Annotated in this window: 25 protein-coding genes and 3 pseudogenes; all 28 read left to right on the forward strand. The window is 43.8% G+C overall.

What is annotated here, in order from left to right; all coding sequences use genetic code 11:
- Nucleotides 1–144 precede the first annotated feature (144 nt).
- The 28 genes and pseudogenes from rplW (at nucleotide 145) to rplQ (ending at nucleotide 13928) form a co-directional block, all read left to right on the forward strand.
- On the forward strand, nucleotides 145–447 hold the full coding sequence (gene rplW, locus U5R06_09015) for a 50S ribosomal protein L23 (GenBank protein ID MDZ7722925.1): 303 nt from the start codon (nucleotides 145–147) through the stop codon (nucleotides 445–447).
- 25 nt (nucleotides 448–472) lie between these two features.
- On the forward strand, nucleotides 473–1297 hold the full coding sequence (gene rplB, locus U5R06_09020) for a 50S ribosomal protein L2 (protein MDZ7722926.1): 825 nt from the start codon (nucleotides 473–475) through the stop codon (nucleotides 1295–1297).
- 10 nt (nucleotides 1298–1307) lie between these two features.
- Complete coding sequence (gene rpsS, locus U5R06_09025) at nucleotides 1308–1589, forward strand: 30S ribosomal protein S19 (GenBank protein MDZ7722927.1); 282 nt, start codon at nucleotides 1308–1310, stop codon at nucleotides 1587–1589.
- A 20-nt stretch (nucleotides 1590–1609) separates the two neighbouring features.
- Nucleotides 1610–1959: pseudogene (gene rplV, locus U5R06_09030) on the forward strand (50S ribosomal protein L22).
- Nucleotides 1960–1974: 15 nt separating this feature from the next.
- Nucleotides 1975–2616 (forward strand): 30S ribosomal protein S3, encoded by a 642-nt coding sequence (gene rpsC / locus U5R06_09035; GenBank protein MDZ7722928.1) that lies wholly within the window; start codon nucleotides 1975–1977, stop codon nucleotides 2614–2616.
- A 21-nt stretch (nucleotides 2617–2637) separates the two neighbouring features.
- Nucleotides 2638–3057: a 50S ribosomal protein L16 gene (gene rplP / locus U5R06_09040; GenBank protein MDZ7722929.1), complete on the forward strand. Its 420-nt coding sequence runs from the start codon at nucleotides 2638–2640 to the stop codon at nucleotides 3055–3057.
- 4 nt (nucleotides 3058–3061) lie between these two features.
- Nucleotides 3062–3262 (forward strand): 50S ribosomal protein L29, encoded by a 201-nt coding sequence (gene rpmC / locus U5R06_09045; protein ID MDZ7722930.1) that lies wholly within the window; start codon nucleotides 3062–3064, stop codon nucleotides 3260–3262.
- 37 nt (nucleotides 3263–3299) lie between these two features.
- Nucleotides 3300–3554: a 30S ribosomal protein S17 gene (gene rpsQ / locus U5R06_09050; GenBank protein ID MDZ7722931.1), complete on the forward strand. Its 255-nt coding sequence runs from the start codon at nucleotides 3300–3302 to the stop codon at nucleotides 3552–3554.
- A 34-nt stretch (nucleotides 3555–3588) separates the two neighbouring features.
- Nucleotides 3589–3957: a 50S ribosomal protein L14 gene (gene rplN, locus U5R06_09055; GenBank protein ID MDZ7722932.1), complete on the forward strand. Its 369-nt coding sequence runs from the start codon at nucleotides 3589–3591 to the stop codon at nucleotides 3955–3957.
- 32 nt (nucleotides 3958–3989) lie between these two features.
- Nucleotides 3990–4325, forward strand: coding sequence for a 50S ribosomal protein L24 (gene rplX / locus U5R06_09060; GenBank protein ID MDZ7722933.1), 336 nt, complete (start codon nucleotides 3990–3992; stop codon nucleotides 4323–4325).
- 19 nt (nucleotides 4326–4344) lie between these two features.
- The gene (rplE, locus tag U5R06_09065; GenBank protein ID MDZ7722934.1) at nucleotides 4345–4905 is read left to right on the forward strand and encodes a 50S ribosomal protein L5; all 561 of its coding nucleotides are present in this window, start codon (nucleotides 4345–4347) and stop codon (nucleotides 4903–4905) included.
- Nucleotides 4906–4929: 24 nt separating this feature from the next.
- On the forward strand, nucleotides 4930–5115 hold the full coding sequence (locus tag U5R06_09070; protein MDZ7722935.1) for a type Z 30S ribosomal protein S14: 186 nt from the start codon (nucleotides 4930–4932) through the stop codon (nucleotides 5113–5115).
- A 67-nt stretch (nucleotides 5116–5182) separates the two neighbouring features.
- A pseudogene (gene rpsH / locus U5R06_09075) lies at nucleotides 5183–5580 on the forward strand (30S ribosomal protein S8).
- A 19-nt stretch (nucleotides 5581–5599) separates the two neighbouring features.
- Nucleotides 5600–6129, forward strand: a pseudogene (gene rplF / locus U5R06_09080) (50S ribosomal protein L6).
- 35 nt (nucleotides 6130–6164) lie between these two features.
- Nucleotides 6165–6539 carry a 50S ribosomal protein L18 gene (gene rplR / locus U5R06_09085; GenBank protein MDZ7722936.1) on the forward strand — a complete coding sequence of 125 codons (375 nt, stop codon included), beginning with the start codon at nucleotides 6165–6167 and terminating at the stop codon, nucleotides 6537–6539.
- Between the two features lie 28 nt (nucleotides 6540–6567).
- Nucleotides 6568–7122: a 30S ribosomal protein S5 gene (gene rpsE / locus U5R06_09090; protein ID MDZ7722937.1), complete on the forward strand. Its 555-nt coding sequence runs from the start codon at nucleotides 6568–6570 to the stop codon at nucleotides 7120–7122.
- Between the two features lie 5 nt (nucleotides 7123–7127).
- On the forward strand, nucleotides 7128–7322 hold the full coding sequence (gene rpmD, locus U5R06_09095; protein MDZ7722938.1) for a 50S ribosomal protein L30: 195 nt from the start codon (nucleotides 7128–7130) through the stop codon (nucleotides 7320–7322).
- A gap of 41 nt (nucleotides 7323–7363) precedes the next feature.
- A complete protein-coding gene (rplO, locus tag U5R06_09100) occupies nucleotides 7364–7795 on the forward strand; it encodes a 50S ribosomal protein L15 (GenBank protein MDZ7722939.1) in 432 nt (143 codons plus the stop codon).
- A complete protein-coding gene (gene secY / locus U5R06_09105; GenBank protein ID MDZ7722940.1) occupies nucleotides 7792–9123 on the forward strand; it encodes a preprotein translocase subunit SecY in 1332 nt (443 codons plus the stop codon). Before rplO ends, secY begins: the two co-directional genes overlap by 4 nt.
- A gap of 15 nt (nucleotides 9124–9138) precedes the next feature.
- Nucleotides 9139–9795, forward strand: coding sequence for an adenylate kinase (locus U5R06_09110; GenBank protein ID MDZ7722941.1), 657 nt, complete (start codon nucleotides 9139–9141; stop codon nucleotides 9793–9795).
- Nucleotides 9792–10541, forward strand: coding sequence for a type I methionyl aminopeptidase (gene map, locus U5R06_09115; GenBank protein ID MDZ7722942.1), 750 nt, complete (start codon nucleotides 9792–9794; stop codon nucleotides 10539–10541). Before U5R06_09110 ends, map begins: the two co-directional genes overlap by 4 nt.
- Before the next feature lie 3 nt (nucleotides 10542–10544).
- The gene (infA, locus tag U5R06_09120; protein ID MDZ7722943.1) at nucleotides 10545–10763 is read left to right on the forward strand and encodes a translation initiation factor IF-1; all 219 of its coding nucleotides are present in this window, start codon (nucleotides 10545–10547) and stop codon (nucleotides 10761–10763) included.
- A 12-nt stretch (nucleotides 10764–10775) separates the two neighbouring features.
- Complete coding sequence (gene rpmJ, locus U5R06_09125; GenBank protein MDZ7722944.1) at nucleotides 10776–10892, forward strand: 50S ribosomal protein L36; 117 nt, start codon at nucleotides 10776–10778, stop codon at nucleotides 10890–10892.
- Nucleotides 10893–10915: 23 nt separating this feature from the next.
- Nucleotides 10916–11287 (forward strand): 30S ribosomal protein S13, encoded by a 372-nt coding sequence (gene rpsM / locus U5R06_09130; protein MDZ7722945.1) that lies wholly within the window; start codon nucleotides 10916–10918, stop codon nucleotides 11285–11287.
- A 30-nt stretch (nucleotides 11288–11317) separates the two neighbouring features.
- A complete protein-coding gene (gene rpsK, locus U5R06_09135) occupies nucleotides 11318–11710 on the forward strand; it encodes a 30S ribosomal protein S11 (GenBank protein MDZ7722946.1) in 393 nt (130 codons plus the stop codon).
- Nucleotides 11711–11784: 74 nt separating this feature from the next.
- Entirely contained in the window at nucleotides 11785–12414 is a 630-nt protein-coding gene (gene rpsD, locus U5R06_09140; GenBank protein ID MDZ7722947.1) for a 30S ribosomal protein S4, read from the forward strand.
- A gap of 39 nt (nucleotides 12415–12453) precedes the next feature.
- Nucleotides 12454–13440 carry a DNA-directed RNA polymerase subunit alpha gene (locus tag U5R06_09145; protein ID MDZ7722948.1) on the forward strand — a complete coding sequence of 329 codons (987 nt, stop codon included), beginning with the start codon at nucleotides 12454–12456 and terminating at the stop codon, nucleotides 13438–13440.
- A 35-nt stretch (nucleotides 13441–13475) separates the two neighbouring features.
- Nucleotides 13476–13928: a 50S ribosomal protein L17 gene (gene rplQ, locus U5R06_09150; protein MDZ7722949.1), complete on the forward strand. Its 453-nt coding sequence runs from the start codon at nucleotides 13476–13478 to the stop codon at nucleotides 13926–13928.
- Nucleotides 13929–14216: the final 288 nt, after the last annotated feature.

A 14216-nucleotide genomic window follows, 5' to 3' on the forward strand; every position in this document is an offset into this window, starting at 1 on the left:
CAAGAATTTGCTGTTGGCCAGTCGAAATATGAAAAACTGCAAGGTGCTTGTCGCAAAAGAAGCGTCAACCTATGACCTGCTAAAAAATCAGAATCTTCTGATCATGGAAGATGCTATTCCAACAATAGAGGAAGTATTGCTATAATGGATACCCAAACGAATATACTTGTAAGACCTTTGGTTACCGAAAAAATGCTTCATAAACAGGAAACCGACAATCAATACGGGTTTGTGGTCGATGTCAAGGCGAACAAAATTGATATCAAGCGGGCTGTGGAAAAAAAGTTTGACGTGGCTGTTGTAAATGTCAGAACTATTTTGGTTAAAGGAAAAACCAAAAAAAATCAGACCCGTAGAGGCATTACTGAAGGTAAACGCAAAGACTGGAAAAAAGCTATTGTCACTCTGAGAGAAGATGATAGTATTGATTTTTTCGAAACTTCATAAAAGCAAGCAGGATTGAGGAGACTGTATCTCTATGAAAAATTATAAACCAACAACTCCGGGTCAACGATACAGGACCGTCAGTACCTATGAGGGTGTAGACCGGGTGAAACCGGAAAAATCCCTTTTAAAACCCGTGAAAAAGACGGGCGGTCGAAATAACCGGGGTCGTGTCACATCGAGGCACCGTGGTGGCGGTCATAAAAGAGCTTACCGGGTAATCGATTTTAAGCGTGACAAGCATGATGTTCCGGCCAAAGTGGTCTCTGTTCAATACGATCCAAACCGAAGCGCTTTTATTGCGTTGCTGCATTATCTGGACGGTGAAAAAAGATATATTCTTTGTCCCAAGGGACTCACTGTTGGCGAAAAGGTGGTCTCTGGAGAAAAAACCGAGATCAGAACAGGTAATTCTCTTTTGTTGAGTAATATTCCCCTGGGTACATGGGTTCATAATGTTGAATTGAAGCCCGGTAAAGGCGGACAAATGGCCCGCGGAGCCGGATCCTATGCTCAGCTGGTCGCAAAAGAGGGGACTTATGCCCAGCTTAAATTGCCGTCGGGTGAAGTTCGTTTGGTGAGAATAGAGTGCCGGGCAACAATCGGACAGGTCGGTAATCTCGATCATGAAAATCTTAGCCTGGGTAAAGCGGGCCGTTCGCGCTGGTTGGGCAGACGACCCAAAGTCAGAGGCGTGGCTATGAATCCCATTGACCATCCCATGGGCGGTGGCGAAGGCAAAAGCTCCGGTGGTCGGCATCCCTGTTCCCCTTGGGGACAGAACAGTAAAGGTCATAAAACCCGTAAACGTAAAGCGAGCGACGCTCTCATAGTAAGACGTCGGAATAAATAGGATAAGGATTATGTCAAGATCGATCAAAAAAGGCCCTTATATAGATGAAAATCTGATGGGAAAAATCGAAGCGCTTAATGATAGCAATCAAAAAAAGGTTATAAAAACCTGGTCGCGACGGTCAACCATTCCACCTGAATTCATCGGCCATACAATAGCAGTACACAATGGCAACAAGTTTATTCCGGTTTTTATAAACGAGAATATGGTTGGCCACAAGCTTGGTGAATTTGCTCCGACACGTACTTTTCGCGGGCATATTGACAGAAAAGCAGAAAAAGCAAGACATTAATATTTCCGGAGAGACTATTCATGGAAGCAAAGGCAGTTGCAAAATATATTCGTATGTCTCCGTATAAAGTGAGACGTATTGCAAACCTTGTCAGAGGCAAGGACGTGAACGAGGCGATCAATGTGCTGCATTTTAACAGTGCTTCAGCAGCAATGCCCTTGGAAAAGGCGATTCGTTCTGCGGTAGCGAATATGATGAATAAAGAAGAGGCCTCAAAATTATTCCGCTGATGATTTGTACATCAAAGAATTACGGGTCAGATGGCGGTTTCAAGTTGAAACGTTTTCGTGCTGCATCTATGGGACGTGCGATGCGTATCAACAAACCAACCAGTCATATATCTATTGTTGTTGCGAACAAAGAAAATTAGTCATAGGAGAAAAGTTTGGGACAAAAAACAAATCCTATAGGTTTTAGACTTGGCGTTATTCGGACATGGGAGTCCAAGTGGTTTGAGAAGCATAGTCTGGATAAAAAGCTCGAAGAAGATAATATGCTGCGTACCTATATACGCAAACGTCTTCAAAGAGCCAGTGTTTCAAAAATTATTATCGAAAGAACACCCAAGCATATCACCATCACAATTTACACAGCACGTCCTGGGATTGTGATTGGAAGAAAAGGCGCCGAGGTCGACAAATTAAAAGAAGAGCTGCAAAGGCTGACCGGAAACGATATTCAATTGAATATTAATGAAATCAAGCGTCCTGAGCTTGATGCCTATCTTGTGGCTGAAAATATTGCAAACCAGTTGGCAGGCCGTATCTCTTTTAGACGGGCGATGAAAAAAGCTATGATGTCTTCAATGAGAATGGGAGCAGAAGGTATACGTGTTATCTGTTCAGGTCGACTGGGCGGCGCTGAAATGGCCAGACGTGAACAATATAAACAAGGACGAATTCCGTTGCATACACTACGCGCGGATATAGATTACGCCAGTATTACTTCCCATACTCAATATGGATCAATCGGCGTCAAAGTCTGGATCTGTAAAGGTGAAATTATCGGCGATGAATTCGTGGAATAGGATTTTCGGAGATATTGAATTATGTTAATGCCAAAACGTGTAAAATATCGTAAACAGCAACGCGGTCGTATGAAGGGCAAGGCTCAGAGAGGCAGTCGTCTGGCTTATGGGACTTTTGGGCTCAAATCCCTGGATTCTCACTGGATTACGGCACGTCAAATCGAGGCCGCCCGTGTTGCGATCACCCGGCACCTGAAACGCAGCGGAAAGTTATGGATCCGTCTGTTTCCGGATAAACCGTTTACTCAAACTCCCGCCGAAACACGTATGGGAAAAGGTAAAGGAGCGCCGGAATATTGGGTGGCCGTCGTCAAACCAGGTAAAATTATGTTTGAGCTAGATGGTGTGCCCGAGAACATTGCCAGAGAGGCTCTGAAATTGGCTTCAAATAAATTACCTGTAAAGACGAAATTTGTAATGGCTTCAGATTTCGGAGATTAATATTATGAAGATGGAAGAAATTAAGCAACTGTCTAAAGATGAAATTGAATTGCGGCTTGAAGACGCAACCGAAGAATTGGCGAACCTCAGATTTCAGAATTCAATGCACCAGCTCGATAACCCGTTAAGTATTCGGTCTGTTAAAAAGGATATTGCTCGTTTAAAGACCGCATTGAGGGAAATGGAATTTGGAATCACAAAGTGATCCAATAAATTGAACGATCTTATTTGGAGATTATAAAGTGGAACGAGGTAAGAGAAAATCCTTAATTGGTATTGTTTCCAGCAATAAAATGGACAAGACGTGTGTCGTTAAAGTACAGCGTTTCGTTGAACATCCTCTGTACAAAAAATATGTCAAAAAGAGCAAAAAGTTTATGGCACATGACATGAATAATGACTCCCGTATTGGTGACAAAGTGAAGATCATGGAAGCAAGGCCGATAAGCCGGAAAAAAAGATGGCGTCTTGTTGAAATTATCGAACGAGCCAAATAGGGATTTCGACCGAGTCAACGAAAAGGAATAGACAATGATCCAGGAATACAGTAAACTTAATGTTGCGGATAATACCGGTGCCAAGCGCGTTGCGTGCATTCGAGTATTGGGAGGAACCGGCAGGCGATACGCTTCGGTGGGCGATGTTATTTTGGTTTCTGTAAAGCATGCTCTGCCGAATGCCGCGGTCAAAAAAGGCGATAAAAGCAAAGCGGTTATCGTCAGAACCAAAAAGGAGTACAAGCGCAGAGACGGCTCTTATATCCGCTTTGATGAAAACGCTGCCGTGCTTATCACTGATGACGGTGAGCCAAAAGGATCCCGTATTTTTGGTCCGGTTGCCCGCGAGCTGCGTGAAAAACAATTTATGAGAATTGTTTCATTAGCTCCTGAAGTATTATAAACAGTTAATACAAGCCAAAAGGCAAGAATAATATGCGAGTTAGAAAAAATGATCAGGTTTTGGTTCTTTCGGGGAATTATAAAGGTAAAAAAGGCAAGGTCTTAAAAGTCTACCCTGAAGAGGACCGGCTTATTGTTGAAGGTGTGAATTTTGTAAAACGACACACCCGGCCTTCTCAGCAGAATCAGCAAGGCGGTATTGTTGAAAAAGAAGCGCCGATTGACGCGTCCAGCGTTATGGTTGTTTGTCCCAAATGCAACACCCCAACCCGTGTTGAAAAAACAACGGTTTGGGATGAACAGCGCCATCGGCATAATAAGGTGCGTGTGTGTAAAAAATGTAATGAAATGATAATCTCAAACTCATAGTTAGTATTGGACAGCAACAATGGCAGAAAAAAAATATCAACCACGTTTGATTGACACTTATCGGAAAGAAGTTGCACCTTCTCTTGAGAAAAAGTTTGGTTATAAAAACAAGCATCAAATTCCAAGCTTGGAAAAGATTGTCTTGAATATAGGAGCAGGTGAAGCAACTGAGAATCCCAAAGTATTGGAAAATGCAGTTGAAGATCTTACCCGGATAGCCGGACAAAAACCCATAATCCGACGGGCCAAACGATCCATTTCAAATTTCAAGGTACGTGAAGGAATGCCGATCGGGTGCAGCGTCACTTTGAGACGTCAACGGATGTACGAGTTTCTGGACCGTCTGATCTCGATTGCTATTCCCCGAGTGCGTGACTTTCGCGGTTTACCCGTAAGGTTTGACGGTCGCGGGAATTACAATGTTTCAATGAAGGAACAGATCGTTTTTCCGGAAATTGACTACGATAAAATTGACAAAATTCGCGGCATTAATATTACTATTGTAACATCTGCACAAACAGATGAAGAAGCACATGAAATGCTGAAAGCTTTCGGCTTTCCATTTGTAAAAAATGAATAGTCAATAAATTTTAAAGGAGAACCATTGGCTAAAAAAGCACTGATTTACAAGTCAAAGCAAGAGCCCAAGTTCAAGGTGAGGAAATACAACAGGTGCTCACGCTGTGGACGTCCTCGCGGTTATTACCGAAAGTTCGGAATTTGCAGAATATGTCTGAGAGAGCTGGCACTTGAAGGCAAGCTTCCAGGTGTTACAAAAGCGAGCTGGTAGTAACTATTAAAACACGAACATCAAATAACCAACGTTACTCAGTTAAGGGTTGTTAGGGAGAAAATAAATGTTTAAAACGGATCCCATCGCAGATTATTTAACATGTATTCGTAATGCGACACGGGCTAAGCACCGAAAGGTCGACATTCCTGCTTCAAAGTTAAAAAAGAAGTGACTCGTATTTTGCAGGAAGAGCATTATATTAAAAACTTTATCCAGATTGAAGATGCTAAACAGTCGATCATACGGATTTATCTAAGTTACAATGACGACAATCGAAGTGTGATATCCGGATTGAAACGTATGAGCAGGCCGGGCTTCCGTCAGTATGTGAGAAAAGACGTTATACCCCGTGTATACAATAATCTGGGCATCTCTATCATGACCACATCTCAGGGTGTTATGACAGGTCAGGAAGCGAGACGTCGTGGTGTCGGTGGTGAAGTCTTGTGTTTTGTTTGGTAAAAAATAATAGGAGTACACTGTGTCACGAATTGGAAAATTACCGGTTCAAATTCCCGATAGTGTTACTTTGGACATAAAAGACAATGTTGTCACCGCCAAAGGCCCCAAGGGAGAGCTTTCGGTCAATGTTGATCCAAAGATAACTATTGAAAAAATGAGGGCAACCTGACGGTTATTCGACCCTCCGATGAAAAAAAATATCGCGCTCTGCACGGTCTGTATCGGGCCCTGATTGCTAATATTGTCCAGGGCGTAACAGAGGGATATGAAAAACGCCTGGAAATCATTGGTGTTGGTTTCCGTGCGCTGATGAACGGTAAAAATCTCGTTCTCTCCGTGGGGCTTTCCCATGATACGGTGTTCAAACCACCGGAAGAGATAGAGTTTGCCGTAGAAAAAAATGTCGTGATCATCCGAGGTATTAATAAACAGGTCGTGGGTCAGGTGACGGCAAAAATACGCTCCTTGCGTCCGCCGGAACCCTATAAGGGCAAAGGTATCCGCTATCAGGACGAGTATATTCGCAGAAAAGCTGGAAAGAGTGCGTAAATTAATTAACTTTAACTTGATTGTAGAGATTAACTATGGCGTTCAGAGTATTTGAAAAAAAACGAGCACGGGCAAAACGGCGGAAGCATATCCGCAAAGTGATCAAAGGTACTGCCGAGAGGCCTCGTTTGGTCGTATTCCGCAGTAATAAGAGTATCTACGGTCAGATCATTGATGACACGAGCGGAACAACCCTGGCTTCTTCGTCATCGCTCTCGTCTGGAATAAAAGAAAAAGTGGACGCAGCGAAAAATAAAGTGGAACAGGCTAAAATCGTCGGTTCTCATATTGCAGAAGCTGCAAAAGAAAAAAAGATCGACAAAGTCGTTTTTGATCGCGCCGGTTATCGATATCATGGTCGAGTCAAGGCATTTGCCGAAGGCGCTCGAAAAGGCGGATTAAATTTTTAACAAGTCTTGTATATTGAAAAGGTGAACAATGGCTAAAAAGCGTTCGGAAAGAATAAATCCTAACGAATTGGATCTTGTGGAAAAAGTTGTTCATGTTAACCGTGTCGCCAAAGTTGTCAAGGGTGGTAGACGATTCAGTTTCAATGCCATCGTTGTGGTTGGTGATGGGAACGGTAATGTGGGTGTCGGTCTCGGAAAGGCTAATGAAGTATCTGACTGTATCGCCAAAGGCGCTGATGCCGCCAAAAAAAGCCTGGTTCGGGTCCCGATTATTAACGGAACAATTACTCACGAGATTGTCGGAAAACACGGTGCAGGCAAGGTCTTTTTAAAACCTGCTTCGCCGGGTACCGGTGTTATCGCCGGCGGTCCGGTTCGTGCCATTTTAGAGGCAGTTGGGATAAAAGACGTGCTGACGAAAAACAGAGGGTCCACAAACCCTCATAATATGGTCAAGGCAACTCTGGTTGCACTTGAAAACCTGATGGATGCAGAATCTGTTTCACGCAAACGCAATATGTCTGTGATGCGGGTTTTTAACACAGACCCCAAACCTAAACAGAGTAATAACGATCAGGAATAATGAGAATGGCAAAAAAGACTAGTAAAAAAATACGAATTACCCTGAAGCGCAGCACTATCAAACGTGTGCAAAAACAAAAAGACACGGCTGTCGCCTTGGGATTGAGAAAGCTGAATCAGACCGTTGAACGCAGTGATACACCTGTGATTCGCGGTATGGTCAACCGCATTTCTCATCTTGTAAAAGTCGAAGAAATCTAAGAAAATAGTCGGCATGGAATTTCAAGAGTGTTGAGGCTTAAATGGATTTATCTACTTTAAAATATTCTGAAGGAGCGCACAAGAAAGCAAAGCGTATCGGACGCGGTGGCGCTCGTGGTGGAACTTCCGGTAAAGGGCAAAATGGACAGAGATCCCGTTCAGGCGCCAAGAGAAGATTGTGGTTTGAGGGCGGTCAAATGCCTATCCAACGCCGGTTACCAAAACGCGGTTTTAAAAACCGAAATCGTATTGAATATCAGGTGATTAACGTTGAGGATTTGGCCAGAATAAAGGCTGATACCATAAACCCGGATGTTTTGCTTGAAAACGGACTGATCTCCAAAAAGAACCAGCCGGTCAAGATATTGGGCGAAGGTGAATGTTCGAAAAAAATCGATGTGACGGCCAATGCCTTTAGCAAATCTGCGGTAGAAAAAATCACCGCTGCTGGTGGGAGGACTAATATACTATGATGGACAGTATAAAAAGCGTATTTAAAATTCCGGAGTTGAAACGCAAGATTCTGTTCACGTTTATGATCATTATTGTGTACCGTATTGGTGGTCATATTCCTACCCCCGGGATCAATGCCCAGGCATTGATAGAATACTTTGAGCAATCGCAACGAGGGCTTCTCGGTTTATACGATTTGTTCGCCGGCGGCGCTTTTAGACGCGCCACTATTTTTGCGTTGGGTATTATGCCGTATATTTCCGCATCCATTATTATTCAGCTGCTTGGTGCGGTAGTGCCTTATTTCCAAAAGCTGCAAAAAGAAGGCGAGCAGGGACGTAAAAAAATCATGCAGCTGACCCGCTACGGCACGGTATTGATCGCTTTTATGCAGTCCTGGGGTGTCAGCATCTTTTTGGAACGCATCGGAACTACAGCCACGGGACAAATGGTTGTGCCGTTTCCCGGCATGGGGTTCAGATTGTTAACAGTACTAACTTTGACCTCTGGAACCGTTTTGATTATGTGGCTCGGTGAAATGATCACTGAAAAGGGTATCGGGAATGGTATTTCTCTCATCATTTTTACTGGTATTATCGCCAGAATGCCCAATTCAATTCTCGATGAAATCCAGCAGGTTGTCAGTGGCAACCGGACTATTCTGACCGAGATCGCGCTTTTTGTTGTATTTTTTGTTACTGTAGCCGGAACGGTGGCCCTCACGCAGGGAACCCGGAAAATTCCGGTCCAGTATGCAAAGCGGGTCGTCGGGAGAAAAATATACGGCGGACAGAGTACACATATTCCGCTGCGTGTCAACACAGCCGGTGTGATGCCTATCATATTTGCCCAGTCTATTCTCTTTGTGCCGCAGACCGTTGCGACTTTTTTCCCGGACAGCAATTTCTGGATGAGTGTGACACGCGCCTTTGATTATTCGTCCTGGGTTTACTGGCTGATTTATGGATTGATGATAGTCTTTTTCACTTATTTTTACACAGCTATAGCCTTTAATCCGGTGGACGTTGCGGATAACATGAAAAAGCAAGGCGGTTTTATTCCGGGTGTACGGCCTGGTAAAAAGACCTCTGAATTTATCGATAATATTTTAACACGTATTACTCTGCCGGGCTCTATTATGCTTGCGATCATTGCTGTATTGCCTTGGGTGCTCGCTTCGGTGACCGGCGTTTCTTATAATTTTACCAGTTTTTACGGCGGCACGTCACTGCTTATTATAGTTGGTGTTGCTTTGGATACACTGCAGCAGGTTGAATCGCACTTGTTGATGCGTCATTACGACGGTTTTATGAAAAGTGGTAAAATTCGTGGAAGAAAACGATTCTAATAAAGGATTTATTTTATGAAGTTGATATTTTTAGGCGCACCCGGATCCGGAAAAGGAACGCAGGCCGGATATTTGTCCGAAAAATACGCTATACCGCAAATATCCACCGGTGATATTCTTCGTAAAGCGGTTGCTGACGGCACGGACCTCGGCAAAAAAGCAAAAGCAATCATGGATGCCGGTGAGTTGGTATCTGATGATATTATTATCGGCCTCATTGAAGAACGTTTGAAAAAACCGGATTGTGAGCCGGGATACATTCTGGACGGGTTCCCGAGAACGTTGAATCAGGCAAGAGACCTGGACAAGCTGCTCGGCGCCGAGAGTGGTATTGACGCTGTGATCTATTTTGATGTGAACGAAGAAGAAATTATCCGCAGGTTGACCAGCAGACGCACCTGCAGCAAATGCGGCTATAATTACAATATGATCACGGACCCTCCGCCCCAAGATAACAAATGCGAAAAATGCGGCGGTATGATTATCCAGCGGGACGATGATAAAGAAGAAACCGTGCGCAATCGTCTCGAGGTTTATAAGGAAAAAACCGAGCCGCTCAAAGATTATTATAGTGAACAAAAGAAACTGTATGCGATTGACGGTTCGCAAGATGTCAAAGACGTGCGTCGTGATTTGGTGTCTCTTTATGACAAATTAGCCGCCCGTTCATGATTGCTGTTAGAAGTGACAAGGAAATTGTAAAGCTGCGAAAAAGTGCGCAGCTGGTTGTGGACGCGTTAAACCTTGCTAAAACGCGAATAACGGCCGGCCTTGAAACCCGGGAACTGGATGAAGAAATTGCAGAGTTGATTTATTCCCGGGCAGCTCGGCCCGCCTTTAAAGGATTTCAAGGATTTCCTGCAAGCAGCTGTATTTCAATCAATGAGCAGGTTGTCCATGGAATTCCCGGGAACCGGAAAATCAAGAATGGTGATATTGTCAGCGTTGATGTTGGCGTGGAACTCGATGGTTATTTTGGTGATGCTGCCAAAACATTCATTGTGGGAAATATCCCGGAAGAGGTTCAGCTGCTTGTGCAGGTAACCCAGGAGTCGCTTGGTCTCGCGATTGAACAGGCTCATGTCGGAAATCGACTGAGTGATATAGGACATGCGATTCAAACCCATGTGGAACAAGCCGGTTTTTCTGTCGTAAGAGATTTGGTCGGGCACGGGATTGGAACCCAAATGCACGAAGAACCCCAAATCAAAAATTACGGCCCAGCCGGTCAGGGACCTCGCTTGAAAGAAGGAATGGTTTTTGCTATTGAACCCATGATTAATCTGGGTACGTTCGAGGTTGAAACCCTTGATGACGGATGGACGGTCGTTACTGCAGATGGGAAACCTTCTGCCCACTTTGAACACGACATTGTTGTTAAACACGATAAAGCTGAAATCTTAACAGCTGGACTTTAAACTATGGCAAAAAAAGACGGAATAAAGATTGACGGAACGATCCTGGAAACATTGCCCAATGCGACTTTTAAAGTCGAATTGGAAAATGGTCACGAGATTCTTGCTCATATTTCCGGGAAAATGCGTATGCATTTTATTAAAATACTCCCGGGCGACAAGGTGACAGTCGAGTTGTCACCTTATGACCTGAGTCGAGGGCGGATCACGTACCGTTACAAATAAGAGGACAGAGACATGAAAGTTCAAGCTTCTGTTAAAAAACAGTGCGAATATTGCAGAGTTATTCGCCGAAAAGGTGTTGTACGCATTATCTGCAAAAGAAATCCAAGACATAAACAACGTCAAGGTTAATTTCAAGCTAAAAGGAGAATGCTTTGGCTCGTATATCTGGTGTAGATTTACCAAAAGAAAAGCGAATTGAAGTCGCGTTAACTTATATCACCGGGATTGGTATCTCTTCTTCGAAGCAGATACTCGAAACCACCGGCGTGGATACCAACGTTCGAGTGCAGGATATGAGTAGTGAGCAAATCGCCAAGATCCGTGATGAAATCACCGAGAATTACAAGGTGGAAGGCTCGCTGCGGAGTGAAGTTCAAATGAACATCAAGCGGCTGATGGACATCGGGTGCTATCGCGGTTTGCGCCATCGTCGGCGTCTCCCTTGCAGAGGTCAGCGCACTCATACCAACGCACAGACGGTTCGTGGACGAAAGAAATCAAATGTAGGCGCAAAAAGGAAATAACATGGTTTTTAAATACAGACGAGGTGTTCGTTGAGTCCTAAAAGAAAAACACGTGTAACGAAAAAGAAAGAAAAAGTCGAGGCGAATGGTATCGCTCATATCAAGGTGACATTTAACAATGCCAATGTCACACTTTCAGATGTGTATGGTAATGTGATCTCATGGTCCACATCAGGACGCTGCGGATTCAAAGGATCCCGAAAAAGCACACCATTTGCATCTCAGGTCGCTGCTGAGAATGCGGCAAAAGAAGCCATTACTATGGGATTAAAGCGAGTTGAAGTACAGGTAAAAGGTCCTGGCTCGGGTCGTGAAGCTGCCGTTCGCGCTTTGCAGGCTGCCGGCTTGGAGATTACCGCAATCCGCGACGTTACACCGATTCCCCATAACGGTTGCCGTCCGCCTAAACGAAGACGAGTATAATTGATATTAATCTAACAGTATAATATTCTTCAGCCGATCGACTGGAGTATGATTGCAGATGGAGGATTTACTATATGGCAAGACATACTGGTGCTGATTGCAAGTTATGCCGACGCGAAGGAATGAAATTATTTCTTAAAGGTGTAAAGTGCAGTACCAACAAGTGCACATTCGACAAAAAAGGGTATGCACCGGGAGAACACGGACAAAAAAGACGATTTAAACAGTCCGAGTATGCGATACAGCTTCGTGAAAAGCAAAAACTGAAAAGAATGTACGGCTTGTTCGAAAATCAGTTTCATAACTATTTTGAAAAAGCTGACAAGCGAAAAGGCGTTACAGGTGAAAACCTTTTAAAACTTCTTGAATGCCGGCTTGACAACGTAGTATACCGGCTGGGCCTGGCGTCCTCACGGGATGCAGCGCGTCAATTGGTTAAACACCGCCATTTTACCCTGAACGGCAAGCGGGTGGATATCCCTTCAATCCAGGTAAAACCCGGTGATCTTGTCCAGGTGATTGAAAAAAGCCGACAAATGGATGTGTTTCATGACTCTATGAAACGTGTGCGTGAAGGAAAAATGGTACCCTGGCTCGAGTTGGATAAAGCGAATATGAAAGGCAATTTCCTTCAAGTTCCTGATCGCGAGGAAATACCTATAAATGTTAATGAACAATTGGTTGTCGAGCTTTACTCAAAATAACAAGATCGATACCACCATTAAATATATTGGAGTTTGTTTATGGCATTGCCCAACTTCCAGATGCCCGAAAGCATTGAACTGGACGAATCCACATATACCAACACATATGGGAAATTTATTGTCCAGCCTTTAGAACGAGGATACGGTAATACTATTGGAAATTCATTGAGACGTGTTTTGCTGTCTTCTATTCCCGGCGTCGCGATAACGATGTTTCGCGTCGAGGGGATTCTTCATGAATTTTCGAGTATTCCGGGAGTTCTCGAAGATGTTTCGGAAATTATTCTTAATATGAAGCAGGTGCGGGTCAAGACGATTGAAAAACGCCCGGATAAAGTAGTTCTGGATTTAAAAGGGCCGGGTGAATTCAAAGCCGGCGATATCCAGAGTGGCACCAGCGAATTTGAAGTATTGAATCCTGACTTGCACATCGCAACCCTGAATGAAGATGCTGATTTTCAGATGGACTTGCGTATCGGCAAGGGGCGGGGATATATACCGGCTGAAGAAAATAAATCTTCTGATATGCCCGTCGGAACCATCCCTATCGATTCAATATATTCACCGGTTGTGCGGGTGAACTATAATGTTGAAAACACCCGTGTGGGACAGCGTACGGATTATGAAAAGCTGACCCTTGAAATCCATACAGATGGTACTCTGCCGCCGGATGATGCGCTCAGTTATGCGGGGAAAATTCTGAGAGATCATATTCAACTGTTTATTGGATTTGACGTTGAACAGGAAGAAGAAGATTCTCAGGATGTGGATGAAGAAGTACTGCGGATCAGAAGATTGCTCGAGATGGGTGTGGATGAACTCGAGTTGTCCGTGAGATCGCACAACTGCCTGACGGCAGCAAACATCAATACCATTGGTGATCTGGTTTGCAAAGATGAACAAGAAATGCTAAAGTTCAGAAATTTTGGCAGAAAATCTTTGAATGAACTGAATAAAGTGCTTGAAGAAAAAGGCTTACATTTCGGAATGGACATCGATAAATATCTCGAAAACAACGAAGAGTAGAGATAACTTGTCAGAAGCAAAGAGGATTTTATCAAATGAGACATCTAAAGTCGGGTAAAAAATTAGGACGCACGGCAAGCCACAGAAAAGCGACACTTGCAAACATGGCCACGTCTTTGATCGAACATAAACGAATTGTCACGACCGCAGTTAAAGCAAAGGAAGCTCGCGGTGTGGTTGAACGGCTTGTCACCTTTGCCAAAAAAGGTGATTTGGCCTCACGACGTCAGGTTCTTAAAACAATCCGTGATAAAAAACTGGTCAAAGAATTGTTTGAAGAAATTGCACCGGTATACATGGACCGTCAAGGCGGTTATACCCGGGTGATCAAGCTTGGAAATAGAAAAGGCGATAATGCGCCTTTGGCTATTTTCGAACTGGTTGGGTTTGAAGGTGTCCATGCCGAGCGTATAGAGAAAAAGAAACAAAAACGCTCTGAAAAAGCTGAGCAGCAAAAGAAATCTTCCGAATCCAAGAAAGAAGAATAATAAGATTCGGTTAATGCAGGTTTATCAAGGGCAATCACTGATTGCCCTTTTTCATTCATACACAGCAAAAACACATTTTAATAATTGAAATTTTTTTCAAAAGTTTGTACATTAGAATCTATTGTGTTTCAAGCCGACTGACATGCAGCTATGATGCTGACGGAAAGCGATTCGGCTGTGAATACCATAAAATCATCTTTCGACAGTTCCGGAAAGGCTCCTTTTTTGTCTATAGACCGTCTCCCACTGGTCTGTGGTGAAATGGGTTTCTTTTTTAATATTTTGAAA

This window comes from candidate division KSB1 bacterium, assembly GCA_034521575.1.
GTDB lineage: Bacteria > Zhuqueibacterota > Zhuqueibacteria > Residuimicrobiales > Krinioviventaceae > JAXHMJ01.